At 72.3% G+C, this 18,010-nt stretch carries 1 protein-coding gene; it reads right to left on the bottom strand.

Features of this window, described 5'->3' with window-relative positions; genetic code table 11:
• Positions 1-4: 4 nt before the first annotated feature.
• Positions 5-17,887 carry a leukotoxin LktA family filamentous adhesin gene (locus DEW08_RS00895; protein ID WP_168220217.1) on the bottom strand — a complete coding sequence of 5,961 codons (17,883 nt, stop codon included), beginning with the start codon at positions 17,885-17,887 and terminating at the stop codon, positions 5-7.
• Positions 17,888-18,010 lie beyond the last annotated feature (123 nt).

Below are 18,010 nucleotides of genomic sequence, written 5' to 3'. Positions count from 1 at the left end.
TCGATCAGACACCGTCACGCTCACTCTTCGGGTTGGAGGAATTGCCTGCGGAGGACTCGCGGTCCGCGTCCGGCTGACTCGTTTCCGCGGCGGTCCGGCGCTTCTCGCCGTTCCCGTTCGCCGAACCGCCGGTCATCACGCCCGCGGCGGGCTCCTCCGGCTGCCGCGCGGAAGGCTGCATTCCTTGATCCTGCCCCGGCGCGGCCACCGACCGTCCGGCGCCCGGCTCCTGGCCGGCAGCGCCAGCGCCTGGCCGTCCGTACTCCAGGCCGCCGAGGTTGACGCCGAGGGTCGTCCCTGCGGCAAGCGAGACGACCGGAGCAGCCGGGCCGCCGGCCGGAAGGCCGGCGTTGAAGAAGGCACCCGGTGCCCCGCCCGGAGCGAACGCCGGCCGCGTCCCCGCAGGGGTGTCCGACGGAATGGCCGCCGCCGCCGTGGCGCTCGACACCATCCGGCTCGCCAGCGAGCCCAGGTCCGCTGGCGGCACGGCCGAAGTCCTGCCGGACTCCACCGGTGCGGGGGATGGCGCCGGACGGACGATCCGGGCGGCCGTGGTCGTCACCGCTCCGTTGTCGACGGCGAGGTCGAACATGCCGTTCGGGGCGTGGTACTGGCGATCCACTGCGACCGGCGTTCCGTCCGCGTTGTCCATCCAGAGGCCGACGCCGGCGGCGTTCAGCCGCATGGTTCCGGCGACGTCGCTGTTCTGGAAGCGCACCCGCGCCGCTGTCGTGTCGAAGACGACGGTGCGCAGGCGGCTCAACTCCCCGGCGACGGCGACCGCCGTGATCCGCATCGCCGCGCTGCCCGCTCCGCGATCGAGCCCGTCGATGTGGAGGCTGAGATCCCGGCCATCGGCAGCGGCGCCCGCCGCCTGGCGCAGCGTGGCGACGATGTCGCCGGACCGCAGGATGACGCCGTCCCCGACCTCCATGTCGTTGATCCGCAGGCGGTCGGCGTTGATGGTGGCACGGGTCACCCGCGCGGCATCGATGGTGACGACGCCACCGCTGAGGTCGAGCGTCGCAGCGGCAAGCCCGGCGATCCGGACGACGCGGGCACCCGCCGGGGCAACCGGCCCGGTCGCCTGGATGGCCGCGGTCGTGGCGCTCAGGCCGGCCAGCGTCACCGACGCCCCCTGGAGCGTGGCAGTCCCGCCGACCGCCAGTGCCCGGTGGGCCGTCAGCGCCCCAGCCGCCCGTGCGGTCAGCGTGGTCGCAGTGAGCGTGCCGCCCAGGGTCACATCGCCACTGGTGCTGCCCAGTGTGATCGTCTTGGCTTCGAGGCCGCCATCGAGAGCGAGGCTTCCCCCTCTCACCGTCACGGTGCTGCCACCCGTGATCGCCGTCCCTCCGGCGCCCGTCACGGTGGATCCGGCCGTGACGTTCACGCTGATGCTTCCGGTGATCGCGCCGGTCAGCGCGACGGCGTCGGTGGCGGTGGCGCTCACCCGCGCACCGCTGACCGTGCCGCCCAGCGCCAGGCTGCCGCCTGTCAGGGCGATCAGGCTGCCGCCCGTCTGGGCAAGCAGGTTGGTCGTGCTGACCGTCCCGGTGCTGCTCAGCGCGCCTTTCGCCTCCACCGTCACCATCAGATCGCCCTGGACGGTGCTGCTGCCGAGCGCCACGTCGCCCGCGGTGCCGCGCAACGTCACCCTGTAGCCGGACACCGTGCCGCCGCCCAACGCCATGCTCCTGGCGGTCACCAACACGGCTCCACTCCGGCTCTGCAGGACGGATTTGTCGGCCATGCCGAAGCTGCCCGCCGCCGTCAGCGTCAGCCCGTCGCCCGCGGTGAGGCTGCCGTCCAGCCCCGCCGCGCCGGCGAAGTTCAGCGTCGCCGCGCCGCGCGCGCTCAGCGTCACCGGGCCGAGCCCCTCGCCCAGGTTGGCCCCGGCCCCGGTCGTCGTCAGCGTCAAGGCGCCGCCCGCCACCCGGCTGCCGTGGTTCAGGCGGAGGTAGCGCCCGCTCAGCGCCACGTCGCCCGAGGCGCTGCTCACCTCGCCCCCGGTGTCGACCACGAGGTCGCCGGTGGTGGACACCGTCACGCCCTGGGTGCCCGCGACCGCCCCGGCCAGCGTCACCGCCCCGGTCGCCTGGATGGTCGCCGTCGCGGCGCTCAGGCCGGCCAGGGTCACCGACGCCCCCTGGAGCGAGGCCGCCCCGCCGACCGCCAAGGCCCGGCGGGCCGTCAGGGCCCCCACCGCCCGCGCGTCCAGCGTGGCCGCGGTGAGCGTGCCGTCCAGGGTCACGGCACCGCTGGTGCCGCGCAGCGTCACCACTCGGCCGGCATGGTCGCCGCCAAGGGTGAGGCTGGCCCCGCTCAGCGTCAGGTCGCCGCTGCCGCCCGTGACCTTCGCCCCGGCGGCGGTGCTCAGCACATCGCCGGCCGTGAGGCTTACGCCGTTGCCGCCGGTGACCGTGCCGCCCAGCGCCATGCTGCCGGCCGTCAGGGTGGCTTGGCCGGTCGCGCCGACCGTCCCGGTGCTGCTCAGCGCGCCTTTTGCCTCCAGCGCCACCGTCTCGCCCTGGACGGCGCTGCTGCCCAGAGCCACGTCGCCCGCGGTACCGCGCAGCGTCACCGCCTTGCCGGAGAGCGTGCTGCCGGTCAGCGCCAGGGAGGCGGCGGTCACCGAGACGTCGCCGCTCCGGCTCTGCAGGACGGACCTGTCGGCCGTGCCGAAGCTGCCCGCCGCCGTCAGCGTCAGCCCGTCGCCCGCGGTGAGGCTGCCGTCCAGCCCCGCCGCGCCGGCGAAGCTCAGCGTCGCCGCGCCGCGCGCGCTCAGCGTCACCGGACCGAGCCCCTCGCCCAGGTTGGCCCCGGCCCCGGTCGTCGTCAGCGTCAAGGCGCCGCCCGCCACCCGGCTGCCGTGGTTCAGGCGGAGGTAGCGCCCGCTCAGCGCCACGTCGCCCGAGGCGCTGCTCACCTCGATCCCGGTGTCGACAACGAGGTCGCCGGTGGTGGACACCGTCACGCCCTGGGTGCCCGCGACCGCCCCGGCCAGCGTCACCGCCCCGGTCGCCTGGATGGTCGCCGTCGCGGCGCTCAGGCCGGCCAGGGTCACCGACGCCCCCTGGAGCGAGGCCGCCCCGCCGACCGCCAAGGCCCGGCGGGCCGTCAGGGCCCCCACCGCCCGCGCGTCCAGCGTGGCCGCGGTGAGCGTGCCGTCCAGGGTCACGGCACCGCTGGTGCCGCGCAGCGTCACCACTCGGCCGGCATGGTCGCCGCCAAGGGTGAGGCTGGCACCGCTCAGCGTCAGGTCGCCGCTGCCGCCCGTGACCTTCGCCCCGGCGGCGGTGCTCAGGGTACCGCCGGCCGTCAGGGTGGCTTGGCCGGTCGCACCGACCGTCCCGGCGCTGCTGAGGGCGCCCTTCGCCTCCAGCACCACCGTTTCGCCCTGGATGGTGCTGCTGCCCAGCGCCACATCGCCCGCGGTGCCGCGCAGCGTCACCGCCTTGCCGGAGAGCGTGCTGCCGGTCAGCGCCAGGGAGGCGGCGGTCACCGAGACGTCGCCGCTCCGGCTCTGCAGGACGGACCTGTCGGCCGTACCGAAGCCGCCCGCCGCCGTCAGCATCAGGCCGCCGCCCGTGGTGATGCTGCCGTCCAGACCCGTCAGGCCGGCGAAGCTCAGCGTCGCCGCGCCGCGCGCGCTCAGCGTCACCGGGCCGAGCCCCTCGCCCAGGTTGGCCCCGGTCCCGGTCGTCGTCAGCGTCAAGGTGCCGCCCGCCACGCGGCTGCCATGGTTCAGGCGGAGGTAGCGCCCGCTCAGCGCCACGTCGCCCGAGGCGCTGCTCACCTCGATCCCGGTGTCGACAACGAGGTCGCCGCCGGCGGAGAGCGTCACGCCGTTGGTCCCGCTGAGGTTGCCCCTCACGACCCCGTTCCCGGCGGCGGTCGCGCCGATCGTCGCACCGGTGACGGCGGCGTCCAGCGCCAGGCTGTCTCCGGCCAGGGTGACCGCGCCGCTCGCCTTGACCGCCCCGCCGACACGAAGCGCCGTGGCGGCATCGATGCGCACGGTGGTGCCGGAGACGGTCGCCAGCCCGGTATCGAAGGCCCCGCCGGTGCTGCGCAGCCGAACGGTCGCGGCGGTAAGGCTGCCGCCGGTCAGCCGGGCGTCGCCGCCGCTGGTCAGGGACAGCAGCCCGGCCGCCGACAGGGCGCCGGTCCCGGACAGCGTATTCGCCGCCAGCGTCACGTCGCCGCCCGTCATCGCCCCGTTGAGCGCCATGCCCCCGGTGCCGGTGACCGTCAGGCTGTCGCGGGCCAGGATGGCCGTGCCTTCGCCCTGGTCGAACCCGGCCAGCGTCATCGACACGCGGTTGCCCGTGCTCTTCAGGGTGGTGCCGGCGCCGCGCAGGGTCACGACCCCGCTGCCGCTGCCGATGTCCAGCGCGCCGGCGGCGGTGATGGTGGCGGCGGGGGCGCCCTCCTGACCGATGGTGGCGCCGCCGCTCAGCGCCAGCCCGACGCCCTGAACCGACGAGATGCGGCTGCCGCCCGCCATGGACAGGCTTCCCGCCTTGATGACCAGCGGATGCACCGTGTTGGTGATGGCGGCGCCGGCCTCCAGAGACAGGGCGCGTTTGACGTCCAGAGCGACGTTCGGCGCCGTGATGGTGCCGGTGACGGTCATGTCCTTCGCCGCGCCAAGCACCAGCGTCATGTCGGTGGAGGCGTTGCCGATCCGCAGCGTGTCGGCGAAGGACTGGATGAAGACATCGCGGGTGGCACGCGCGTTCAGGACGCCGTTGCCCAGCCCGACCGACAGGCGCCACGTCCAGTCGCCGATGGCGTTGGCCGCCGTCAGGTCGATGGAATCGGCCTGGAGGTGGATGGCCTCGCGCGAGGTGTCGAACTCCGACAGGATCGAGCCGGCCCGGGCGTCGAGCTGCAGTTTGCCGCCCGCATAGGCGTTGCCGATGACGAGGTCGCCGGTCCTGCGGGCAATGGCGATGTCGCCGGCCGCGGTGGCGAGGTCGACCCAGCCCGACACGCCGGTGACCAGAAGCGGGTTGTCGAGCGACCCGATGCTGCCGCTGCCGCCGTCGAGCTTGATCCGGCTGCCGGAGATGCTGTCCGTCGTCCCCACCTGCTGGATGCCGTTGCCGGCGGTCAGCTTGACGTCGCCGTTGCCGGTGGAAGTGATGCCGTCGGTGCGGATGGTTCCGGGGGCCGACAGCACGATGTCGCGCAGGGCCGTCGCCCGCAGCAGGCCGGTCGCGTTGACGAACAGCGGGTTCGGGCTGTCGATGGTGATGGTGTGGCTGTGGTCGGCGTTTTCGACGGTGGTCAGCTCGCCCGGTGCGGCACCGGCCAGCGCCGCCGCCTGGGCGTCGGTGATGGTGAAGTCGCCGCTGACCGGCACATGGATGACCACCGGCGCGCCGGGGCTGCCGATGGCGCCCTGGGCGGCGGAGATCGTCACGTTGTCGCCCGACAGGTTGGGCTCGCCCCGGCGGACGCTGGTTCCCGTGACCGGCGTCACCGCCTTGGCGTCGACGGCGTAGAGCAGTTGGGACTGCTTCCACTGCGCGCCCGCCGTCATCGCGGCGTACCGCGCCGATCCGTGGTCGAGCGTGTAGGTCCAGTTGGCGTCGTAGGTGGTGAAGGCCGCCGGCAGCGGCGCCCCTTCGAACACCTCCTGCTGGAAGAAGCCGGTCAGTTCGGCGTAGCGGGCCTGGACCCAGGCGGCGATCTCCGCGTCGGTCGGGTTGCTCTTGCCGAGCGCCCCGGCCGCCTGCGTCTTGAAGAAGTGAGCCCTGCCGGTCAGGTCGAAGTGGCCGCCGGAATAGGCGACGCTGCGGATGTTCCAGTATTCCTGGTACTGCGCCTTCACATGGTTCTGGTAGGCGGCGACGGTTTCCGTCTCGGTGCGGTTTTCCGTCAGGTTCAGCGCCTTCCAGACCTGGGCGAGGCGCTTCTGGTTCTCCACGTCGATCTGGACCGGGTTGGCGTCGGTGACGCTGCCGTTCAGCGCCACGACCTTCACGTCGCCGCCGGTGGAGACGATGGAGCCGGCCTTGAGGTCGCCCTGCACCTGGGTGAGGGTGATGCCGTTGGTCGCCCTGGCGTCCAGACGCTCCGTCGCCAGCAGGGCGAGCGGTGCTGCGCCCGTGCCGATGCCGCCGCCGGTGGTGGTGAGCGAAACCGCGCGGCCGTGGATGTCATAGCCCCAGCCGCTGGCGGCGCGGTCGTGGCCGGTGATCTCGCCGTTGCTGGTCAGGCGGACATTGCCCGTCTGGGCGTCGATCTGCGCGGACAGGCTGGCGGCCTTGACGGTCAGGTCGATGTCGCCCTCGCGAGCGACGGCGGACAGCCGGTTCCCGGTCAGTTCCACGGTCAGCGCCGCGCCCGGCAGGCCGACGCCTTTCTCCGCCGTGATGGCGAGCGCCTGCGACGTGATCGTCGCGTTGTTGATGCTGGTGACGTTGCCGAGCGAGGAGGACAGCGCGGTGGTGCCGCCGCCGTTCCGGATGTCGCCGCCGACGATCAGGTTGGCGTCGGAGTTGATCGTGACGTTGCCGGCGGCGTTGCCGGTGAAGCGGATGTTGATCGGCGCGTCCGCGCCGACGCGCCGCCAGAATTGCAGGTCGACCAGACCATATTTGATCGGGTCCACGCCGTTGCCGGGCGTGCGATGCGTCTGGCTGAGGGCCGACGCGCTGTTGCCGAGGGGATCGGTGAACACCGCCAGGTCCGGGCCGAAGGTCTTCGTCCAGGGCGAGACCCAGCGGACGGAGGCGTCGTTGAGTTCCGGCCCGCTCCGGTAGACCTCCGCGACGGCGGAATACGTGTAATGGAAGCCCGCCCCCGCCATCGGGTTGTAGACGAGGTTGCGGGTCTGCTGCGTGTCGCCCGCCACCGGGACCGGGGTCAGCCGGGCCGGGTCATAGCCGACATAGTCGGTTCGTCCCTGGCCCGCGGTGAATTCGTACATCGAGATCAGGGGGCGCCCCTGCTGGTCGGTCTTCAGCCTGTCGACCAGGGTCACCCGGCCGGTGCTGGCGCCCCCAACGTCGATGCCGCCCAGGACCAGCTCACGGCCGGTGGTGTTCCGCACCTCGAGGTTGCCGTAACCGGCCTGCACCTCGATGCCGGACGGGCCGAAGGTCGAACCCAACGTGTTGACGATCTTGCCTTCCAGATAGACGCTGCCGCCGCCGACCAGTGACACGGTCCTGACCGTACCGCCCGGCGTGCTCACGCTGTTCGCCGTCGGAAGCCCGCCGGACCGGGTCGAGGACACGATGTCCTTGAGCAGGATACGGTCGCTGGCCGCGTCGTACTGCGCCGTGGCGAGTGCCGCACCGTTCAGCACCGTGCCCGTGATGTCGGTGTAGCGCGGACCCGTTCCCGCCAGCCACGCGGACCGGGCGGCGTTCATGGTCGCCATCAGAGCAGAGTCGTTCCGGTCGAACTGGACGGCGTAGTTGTAGGTCTGCTGGCTGACGATGCGTCCGGCCACGTCGATGATGTCGGCGACGATCGCGACCTTTCCGGCCGTGACGAGCCCGCTCCCCGCCAGGAAGGCCGGCGTGTCCAGCGCGCGGCTGGCGCTCGACTGGTAGAGGATGCTCAGGCTCCGGGTGAGGTTGGCGAGGTCGCCGACGTTCGCAAGGTCCGTGGCCACGACCTGGGTGAGATTGACCCCGCCGAGCTGGTAGATCCCGTCCACGCGCTGCGTGAAGCTGCCCCGCGGCGCGCTGACGGAAAGCGACAGGGCGGACATGCCGCCCATCTGGAGGATGTCGCCGGACTTGTTCTCCAGCGTGACGGCGCCGTGCGCGTTGGAGACGGAGCCCAGCAGGCCCAGCAGCGGCGCCGCGTCGGTCCTGTCGTAGGTGTTGAGGATGGTGACGGAGGGAAGCTGGTTCTTGCCATCCTCCACGATGGTCAGGCCGGCCGGCGCGCCGGTCCGCCGCAGAGGGCCGGCGAACAGCACCTGCCCGCCGCTGCCGTCGGCGATGTGGACGCCGTCGAGCAGCAGGTTGTGCCGGCTGTTGTTGACGATGCGGATGCTCGGCGCGCCGTGCGCGGTCAACGTCGCCCGGCTTTCGTCGCTCATGGCGGAGGTGCGAAGCACGATGTTGCCGGGAGCCGCGCGCAGGCCGGACACCACGACGGCCCGATAGGGCTGATCCGCGGGAAGGCCGGCCAGCAGGTGGTCGTAGAACGCGGCCTGACCCGGGTTCGCGGTGAGGAACGCCTGAAGCCTCTGGCGCAGGTCGGTGTCGACCACGCCGCCGCTGGTGGCGAAAGCCTGCCAGCCGTTGGTGCCGTTCGTCAGGACCACGCGGGTCGGATCGTTGGGAGCCTCGTCGATCACCAGCGACTGGTCGTAGAGGACACCCGCATCGACGACTCCGCGCAGCGCCATCCGCGCGGTGGCGGTCAGCAGCGCCTTGGAATCGCTGATCTTCTGGCCGAACAGGTCGAGCCAGGGGTTGGTGCCGTTGCCCGACCCGTAGACGTCCGTGTCGCCCTGATCCGCTGTCAGGCGGACGTCGCGGACCGCGCGCACCTTCGACCGTTCGTCCAGCAGCATCGTGTTGAGGCTGGAGACCACGGATTCGGCGTAGGGGTCCGTCTTCACCGCGAACGGCGTGCCGTTGTAGATGTCGGTGTAGGCGGCGATGTGCAGCCGGTTGCCCGTGCTGCCGTCGCCGCGCCCACCGGCCGCCAGCGATGCGTTCTCCCACGACCAGATGTCGGCGTCCGGGCCGACAACTACCGACTGGCTGGCGGTCAGCCCGATCTTCGCCGTGCCGGAGATCGCCCCCGCGAGGCCGTAGGTCTTGCCCAGCGCGCTTGCCGTGACGGTGCCGTCGACATAGGCGCCGATGCCGATGTTCCCGATGGCGTTCAGATGCGCCCCGGCACCGATGGAGACGGCGTTGCTCACGCTGCCAGTCAGCGTCGAGGACACCTCCGGCATCTGGATCAGGCCGCCGGTGACCAGCTTGGCCCGGTCGGCGATCGACAGAATGGTGGAGGCGTTGATGTCCAGCGGCTTGCCGCCGTTCAGGACGGCGCCGCCGAAGGCCCACAGCTCATCGCCCTGGCCGACCTCGACCCGGGACTGGGTGTTCAGCGCCGTGCGGCTGGCGACCGCCGCCCCGGTCACGACGCCGCCGGCTCCGCCCTCGGCGTTGCTGACGGGGGTGCCGTCGCGGTCCAGCGGGTTGTTCTGGATCACCGAGGCGCGGGAGTCGAGCACCATCGCGTCGCGCGTCGCGTAGAGCCGCACGTTGTCGCCGAGGACGACCCCGACGTCGGCGGTCAGCGTGTTCTCGACCAGCGAGCCGCTCATGCCCGCGACGGCCGCCTGCACCGAATTGGCGTGGCCGCGGTAGGTGGCGGTGTGGGCGGCGGCGGCGGTGACGCCGCTGCCCTCCACGAGGGTCGCCGGGCTCGCGTCCGGCTTGCGGCTGCCCCCGGCGATGGTCGTCAGCGCCCGGCTGTCGTCCTTGACGGTCGCGACCGAGGCCGACCCGGCGATCAGGCCGCCGGTGCCGGCCACGGACTCCGCGATGCTGGTGCTGGCGCCGACGGCGGACAGCAGGACGGCCGTCCCGGCCCGCACCGCACCGTCGGCACCGGTCACCGCGCGGTAGCTGCCGGTGCCGAGCGTCACCTCGGTCACCATCTCGGATTCCGCCGTGGACAGGTTGGCGCCCAGCGCCAGCAGGCCGCCGACGGTGACGCCCAGCCCCTTCGCGGTCTGGACGGCCGTGTTCGTCGCGGTGACCGACAGGCCGCCGTGGGTGATGGACGAGCCGGTGCCGGTGGTCGCCCGCACGGCCGAGCTGTTGCGGGCCGTGGCGTCCGTCGCGTTGGCGCCCAGCAGCAGCCCGCCGACGCCGCCGTAGGCCTCGGCGTGGGCACTGTCCCGGCCGCTCACCGGTGCGGCGGAGGCGGCGATGGTGACCGCGCCGGGGGTGGTGATGGTGGAGCGGTCGCCGGTCGCGGCGGTCACCTGCGTCTCCAGCGACGCCAACGCGACCGACGCGCCCATGCCGACCTTCGACAGGTTGGCGCCGATGGCGTGGGACCGGACGTCCGGCGCGGCATGGGCGTGCAGGCTCACCGCACCGCCCGTGACGACGGCGGTGTCGGCGGCGATCAGCGCCGCCACCTTGCCGCGGTCCCGCGCCTCGGCCGCCGAGCCGGTGACCGAGAGCCCGATGCCGCCCGCCGCCGCGATGGACTCCGCGATGACCGCCCCGCTCTCCCCGGCGTCGACGGTCAGGGTGTTGAATCCGGTGACCGACCGGCTGCTGCCGCCGCCGACCGAGGCCTGGACGGCGCTGTCCTTGCCGGCCCGCGCGATGGAAAGGCCCGCCGCGGTCAGGCCGAGCTGCGCGCCGTAGGTCTTGCTGCTCACCGTGCTGTCGTCGGCCGCCGCGACGGACACGGCTCCCGCCCCGGTGCCGGTGGCGGCGTCCAGGCTGGCGGTGACCCGGTTGTCGATCGCCGCGTCGGCATAGGCCGCGCCCAGCGCCACGGACCCGAGGGCGCCGGCGATGCCGATCACGTCGACGGCGTGATCGCCCAGGTTTCCCGCACCCGCCCGGATGTCGACCGTCGTGGCCAGGACGCTGCTGCCGACCGATTGGGCGGTGACGTCGTTGTAGACGCGGGTCACGCCCACGGCCCCGCCGACGCCCACGGAGAGGCCGACGCCGACGCCGCCGACGATGTTGCGGGTGCTCGTCCGGTCCGTGGCCGAAACATACAGGCCGCTGCCCACCAGCGTGCTGTTGTCGAAGCGGGCCTTGGTCGTGTTGGCCTTGCCGGAGGTGACGGCGGCGGCGACGTTGCGGTGGCTGCGGGCGTCGATGTCGGCCTTTTCCTGCGCCGACAGGCTGCGGTTGTTGGTGGTCAGGGCGGTCGTGTCGGACAGCCCGCCGGCCTTGGTCAGCGTGCCCTGCCCGTCCTTGTCCAGCACCTTGTAGGCATCGCCGGCGCTGCCCAGCCCGAACAGGACCAGGGCGGCCGACCCGCCGATGCCCGCATCGACGTCCAGCGCGCCGCCCAGCGTGATGACGTCGGCGCTGCGGTCCGACTGGGCGGTGACGGTGACGGCACCGATGCCGTCGGTCAGGGTCGCCCCGTCGATCTCGGCCGCCACGTCCGACTTGCCGACCACGATGTTGGCGCCGACGCCGACGCTGCTGCCGCCGCCCACGGCCAGCGCCCCCGCCCAGGCCTTGACGTCCAGGGTGTCGTGGGCCTTGACCGTCACGTCCGAACTCGGCGCCGCGCCGTAGACCCACGCGTTGTAGAGGCCGGCCCGCGTCTCGTTGCCGGCGTAGAGGACGCTCGCCATCGCCGCGACCGCCGACGCGCCGCCGGACGCGGACACGGCCTGGACCAGGAAGTGGTTGTCGCCGTCGGCGCGGATGTCCAGGCTGCGGGCGTTCAGCGTCATGCCGTTGCCGTCCTTGGCGTCGGCATAGGCGTGCGTGCGGTTCGTGCTGTGGGTCACGGCGAGCGTGCCGCCGACGCCGATGCCGCCGATGGACAGCGTGTCGCCCATGGCCGTCAGGCCGTTCCGGCTTGTCGCGTTGATGGCGATCCGGTCGGCGGCGATGAGGCTCCCCCCGGCATAGGCCTCGGTCAGGGCGTCGAAGACGGTGACGATGGCCCCGGCGGCGATGCCGCCCAGGCTGACGCTGGCCCCCATGTTGAAGGCCACCGACGCCTGCGCCGCGGTGGCGCCGATGCCGGCCGCGCCGCCGACCTCCACGTTGCTGTTGGTGACGGTGGCGCTGGTCTTGCGGTTGAAGGCGGTGCTCTGCATCGCGCCGGCCGCGCTGAATCCGGCACCGCCGGCCACGCCCTGGACCATGCTGGCGGCGTAGGTCTGGCTGCCGGCCAGCACGTCGAGGTTGCTGCCGCGCACCGTGGAATCGTCCACCTGCGCCAGCGTCTCGCCGGCCAGCACGTTGGTGCTGACCGACGCGGCCAGCGCCGCCGAGCCGATCAGGTTGAAGGCCAGCCCGACGCTCCCGGCGGAGCTGCCCACCTGCTGCAGCGACACCGCGTTGACGGCGACGCCACCGACCTTCTTGGTCGATCCCTCCATCTTTGTCACGGCGTACCGGCTCGCCGTGTCCGCCGTCTTGTCGAGCCTCGACAGGTCGAGCGCCGTGGTCAGCCCGCCGTCGAACACCGTCAGCAGGTCACCGGGCTCCTGTCCCTTGCCGGTGACGGTCGCGCCCTCCGCAATCACTGCCTTGGTGCTGCCGGTGACGACGTTCACCGCCGTGCCGATGCCCATGCCGAAATACTGCAACGCCACGCCGGCGCCGCCGCCCGAAGCGTCCAGCCGGTCGATGGAGGAGGCGGTGACCCCGACGTTGTTCTCCGCCGTCACCACGGCGCCCTCGCGGATCGCGGCCGTCACCGACGTGTTGAGGATCGAGGTGGCGACGGACCCGGCCACTGCCGCCATGTTCGTGCCGGCGACGCCGACCGCCACGGTGGTGATTTCGGTGCGCGTCTCGGCGTCGACCAGCAGGTTGCGCACGGCCAGATTGGTGTCGGGACCGCGCACCGTCGCCGCCAGCGTGTTGCCCAGCCGGTTGACGGCAAGCCCGGCGCCGACCGCCGCCGTGTTCAGGCTGAAGGCCGCCGCCCCCGCCGCCGAACGGATCGACGAGCTGTCGGTGACCTTGACCGTGGCGTTCGCGGCCGGCGCGTCGGCGACGACGTCGCGGATGGTCGCTTCCAGCCGGTTGGAGATGTTGTTGCCCGTGCCGGAGCCGGACAGCGCCGTCTCCTTCGAGAAGGCGCCCTGGATCGCCGCCGCCCAGATCTGGCTGCTGGAATCCGCCAGGACCGACAGGCCCCCGGCGCCCGGCGTGACGATCGTCCGCGCCATCTCGGCCACCGTCGCGCTGCCGAGGACGTTGACCGAGAAGGCGCCGCCCAGCGCGATGGACCCGCCGTAGCCGACATTGCCGGAGGTCGAGGCGATGATCGTCGCGTCCTTGGCGCGGGCCGCCACCTGGGTGCCGGCCACCACCGTGGCGCCCGGTTCGGTGAACCCGGAACCGATCCGCGCCGTGGTCTCGTTCTGCACCAGGTTGAAGGTCATGGTGCCCAGCCCGGCGAAGGAGCCCTGGGCGACCGCCGCCCCCATGCCGGCCGCCACGATCAGGGTGCTGTCGCGGGCATCCACCGTCACGGCGCCGCCGCTGGAGGTCACCGTGGAGGTGACGATGGAGGCGCTGTGGCGGTTGCGGACCGACGTGCCGGCGTAGGCGAGGCCGACGTTGTTCTGGCCCTGCTGCACCACGCCGGCCACGCTGACGATGGTCGATCCCAGCCCGTTCTTGTCGACGGTCTTCCCGGCGAAGTCGAAGGCGTCGGCGCTGGTCGCCAGCTTGCCGTCCTGCGCCAGCGCGTGGTCGAGCGTAGCACTCGCCGTGCCGTCGGCCAGGACGGCGATGGCGCCGGTCGCCTGGACCGAGGACTCGCGGATTTCGGCGAGGTTGGTGGCGGCGGAATCGACGTGGGCGAAGGCGCCCGCCGCCGAGTTTTCCGTGATGGCGCTGCCCATCGCGGCGCCCGCGCCGATCCGGCGCACGTCGAGCGCGGACACCGTCACGCTGTCGAAGGCGCTGATCGTGCTGCTGCGGATGGCGGCCTCCGCGGCGTTCAGCGGGTCGCCGTAGGCGTCGATGCCATCGCCCACGATCGCCAGGGTGAAGGCCAGCCCCGCCCCGGCCTTGCCGCCGGCGAACAGGGCGCCGCCGCCGACGCCGATGTCGGTCCGCTGGTAGGCGGTGACGTTCACGTAGTCTCCCGGCGCGCCGTCGATGTTGGCGTGGTTGCCCGGGTCGCCGGTGATGGTCGAGCCGTCGATGATGGCCCTGGCGGTGTCGCGCACCAGCGACACCGACACGGAGCCGGCACCGCTGAGGTTGCTCTCGCCCGAGGAGTTGTTGACCGCGAGGCCGAGACCGATGGAGATGTTCATGCCGCCGTTCAGCGCCTGCACGAGCACCGAGTCGGCTTTTTCGATCCGGGAATTGGTGATGGCGGCGTCGGTGTGGTTGTCGCTGAGGCTCATCGCCATCGCGCCGGCGACCGCCGCGTTCAGCTGGCTCGACGTGCTTTTCGACCAGGTCAGCGCACCGGCGCCGGCCAGGCTGAGCAGGAAGGAGTTGTTCACGGCCTGGACGTTGGTCTTCAGCCAGGGCTCCTCCTTCTCCACCAGCGCCCCGTCCACGGAGGCCCGCGTGTTCATCGCCGACAGCAGCACCGTGCCGGAGCCGGAGATGGCCAGCCCGAACTGCGCGTCCGACGGCTTCGGCTCCCCGCCGGGGTCGGACGGAATGGCCGCCGATATCTCGGACGCCACCCGCACCACGCCCGGGAAGGTCTCGACGAGCTTGTCCTTGACGCTGGTGGCCAGCCCCTTGATCTTGTCGCCGATGCCGCTCTTCTTCTCGACGTCGGCCTTGTCGTCCTCCGGTTTGCCCGAACCGTTGGAATTCTTGGTGACGGTGCCCGCGACGGCCAGCGCGCCGGAGACGCCGTCGCTGAGCGCCCGGACGTCCAGCTGTTGGGTGCGGATGCGGCGGCCGGACGACATGGCGCTGCGCTCGGTCGGGTCATAGACGCCGTTGTCGCCGACCAGCGCCACCGTGTCGGTCGCCAGCACGTTGACGGCGGCCGCAGCCCCGACGCTCGCCTCCTTGTTCATCGAGAAGGCGCCGGCGGCGTTCCAGACGTTCATCGCCTGGTCGGCCGCGACGTACACGCGGGTGGCCCTGATGTCCGTCTCGCTGCTGACGCTGGCATGGGTGGCGTCGCCGACCGTCACCAGGCCGAGGATGAGGTTGACGCCGATGCCGCTGCCCCGCCCCGCCGTCGGGCTGACGGCCAGGAGGAAGTTGGTGGTGTCGGCCTTGACCCACAGGCCGCCCAGCGTGTCCACCACGACGCCGGCGCCGATGCCGGCATTGGTGGTGGTGCGGTGGGTGACGATGTTGGTGGCGCCGCCGACGGCGGCTCCCTCCTCGTTGCCGCCGGTGCCCTGCAGCGACAGACTGATGTTGCCGCCGATGTCGATCGTGGTGACGGCGGTCCGCGCCTGCACCGTGACGGTATCCGCCCAGGTCAGCGTCCGGTAGGTCGAAACGCCGGTGGCGGCGTCCCAGCCGGTTTCCAGCCTGGTGGTCCGATCGTACGTGAACGGCGCGGTGGTGATCCGGGCGCCGTCGTCGACCCAGGCGGTGGTCCTGTTGGTGAGGCTGAACAGGTTGACCGCGCCGCCGACATTGACCTCCGCCTTGCCCTGCGCCGTCGCGCTGGCATAGGACGTCAGCATCTTCGGGAGGTCGGTAAGCGACATCACCCGGGTCTTGATGGTGTCGAAATCGTCCCACTTGGTCCAGGTCAGGATGTCGGCGACGTCCACCGCCAGCGGCAGGTCCGTATCCGCACCGACGCCGACGACCGGGGCGGCCAGGGAAACGCCCTGCCCGACCATGGCGGTGTTGGTGTTGGTGTAGAGGCCGGTCGCGATGCCGGCGCTGAGGGTCGCCGTGACGTCCTTGCCCTTCGCCTCGGCCGCGCTGTCCGCCTTGTTGTGGATTCCCTGGACGGTCAACCGGCCGGTCACGGCGATCGCCTTGCTGGCCGCCACCGACGGGGCCGCGTATCCGGGATCGGCCTCGATGTCGGCCCGCACGGTCTGGTTGGCCACGGTCAGGGCCATCGCAGAGCCAAGCTTGATCGGCGACGACAGGTCGCCGCCCTCCGTCCCGACGGCGTCCTTCGCGTCCTGGAACTGGTCGAACTTGCCCTTGATCCGCTCCCGCGCCTTGTCGCCGCCGAGCGTGCCGAAGATGCCCAGGCTGCTGGTGCCGGCCGACGTGCCGGCGGAGGTGGAAAGCCCCTTGATGGTGGTCGCGGCATCCACGATCACGGTGCTGGCGCCGGTCAGGCTGGCGCCGAGGTGGGCGGTCGCGTCGGTGTCGATGTACTGCATGGCGGCGGCCATGCCGATCGACCCCTTGTCATACGCCCTGGCGTTCGATTCCACGGAGAAGGAGCCGTCGTTCCGCGCCAGCAGGTTCAGCGCGCCGGCGCTGAGCGACGCCCCGCTGTCGATCACGGCGCTGGCGCGCACGTCGGCCTTCCCGATGGCCAGCGTGACGTCCACGTAGCTGCTCTCGTTGGAGGACTCGCTGACCGCCTTGACGGTGAGGTTCACGGCGTTGGCGGCGCGGACCGTCAGCGTCCCGCCGGCGCCGACGGTGGCGCCGGCCCGGATGCGGGTCTCGGCCGACGCCATGGCCTCGCCGTACAGTGCGGTGACGTTCACCGGCGAGCCTTCGTCGTTGTACGCCTTCTCCTTGACCGACACGACGTTGGCCGCCTCCAGCGTCACGTTGCCGGTGCCGCTGATGACCGCGCCGCCCAGGATGGACACCCCGGCGCTGCCCTGACCCGCCAGGAGGCCGGCGGTCAGGCCGGGCATGTCGCCGCCGATGGCCTCGCCGCTCAGCATGAGGTTGCCGTCGGTGTGCTCGACCTTGACGGTGGAGATGGCCGACAGGGTGATGTTGGCGCCCCGCAGCGTGCCGGCGACCGAGATGTTCGTGGCGCTGGTCAGCCGGCCCATCTGGGCCTCGCCGGCGGAGCGCGCGATCAGGCGGATGTCGCCGCCGGCGAAGCCGTTGTTCGCGGAGGCGTCCAGCAGGGCGCCCGCCGAGACCCTGATATTGGGCGCCGTGAGGCTGATGGTGCCGGAGTTGCCGACGGACTGCCCGTTGACGGCGTTCCGGCTGGAGATCGTCACCCCCGGCGCCACGACGATGCTGTTGTCGGCGGTCAGGGTGACGTCGCCGGCCACGGCGATGCTGCGCGACACCGTCAGGTCGGCCGGATCGAACAGGACGGCGCCCGCCGTTCCGCCGGCGGCCGACGCGTCGAAGCTGCCGCCTGCAAGTTCGGAGGTCTTCGCCGCGCTGACCTCGATGAAGCCGCCGCGGCCGCCGCGGCCGCCCTTCGCCTCGATCCGGGCGCCGGCCTCGACCTTGCTGTCGCGCCTGGCGTAGAGGTTGACCGTCCCGCCGGTGGCGCCGTCGCGGTTGGCGTTGGCGGTGACCGCCGCCGTCCCGGCGACGGCGATGTCCCGGCCGGCGGTGATCTTGACCTCGCGGGCGGCATGCACGGCGCCGGCGGGGCCGGTGCCGCCGTCGGCGGCCAGATGGCCGGACAGCGCCACATCGTCCTCGGCCACGATCTCGATGGCGCCGTTGCGCTCGACGATGCCGGCACCGGCGGCCAGCCCCTGCGTGTTGACCGCCGCGACGAAGGCCGGGTCGAGCGCGGCCTGCGGGCCGGTCTTCACGCTGCCGGCGACCTCGACCCGCTTGCCCTTCAGGCGTGCGCCGCCCGGCGCGTTGATCTTGCCCCGGACGGCGACCAGCCCGCCGGGCGAGATGGGGGTGCTGCCGGTCACGAGCTGTTGGGCCAGCGCCGGATCGACGGCCCCGTTCGGACCGACCGCGCGGTCGAGATAGTCCGCCGGCGGGGTGACCACGGTCAGCGCCCCGACATTGACCGTGCCGGACGCGCCGACGACGAATCCCTGGGGGGAGGCGAACACGACATGACCGTCGATGCGGCCCTCGCGGTAGCCGTTCAGGATGCCGTCGACGACCGCCGGCCCGTTCCGGACGATGTTGACCAGATGGTCCGTCCCCGGGGCCAGATGCAGGTTGGCGGTGTTGCCGGCCCCGACCTGGAACTGGGAGAAGGAGTTGAAACCGATCCCCGCGTTCACCGTGCCGGTGGTGATGTCGGTTTTGCTCCCCTGGACGTCCAGCCGGGTCGCGGTCCGTCCGTCGGGAACGATCAAGTTGCTGGCGGGCGCCTGTTGCGCCTGCGCCGGGCCCCCGGCCGCCATGGCCAGGATGATCAACGGGCACAACGCCGTCGAGCGCATCAGGACACGCCGCCAGGAGGCCGCGAGATGGCATGC

It is taken from the genome of Azospirillum thermophilum (genome assembly GCF_003130795.1).
Taxonomy (GTDB): Bacteria; Pseudomonadota; Alphaproteobacteria; order Azospirillales; family Azospirillaceae; genus Azospirillum; species Azospirillum thermophilum.
Note: the sequence above shows the minus strand (reverse complement) of the source record. Positions and strands in the feature narration are given on the sequence as shown.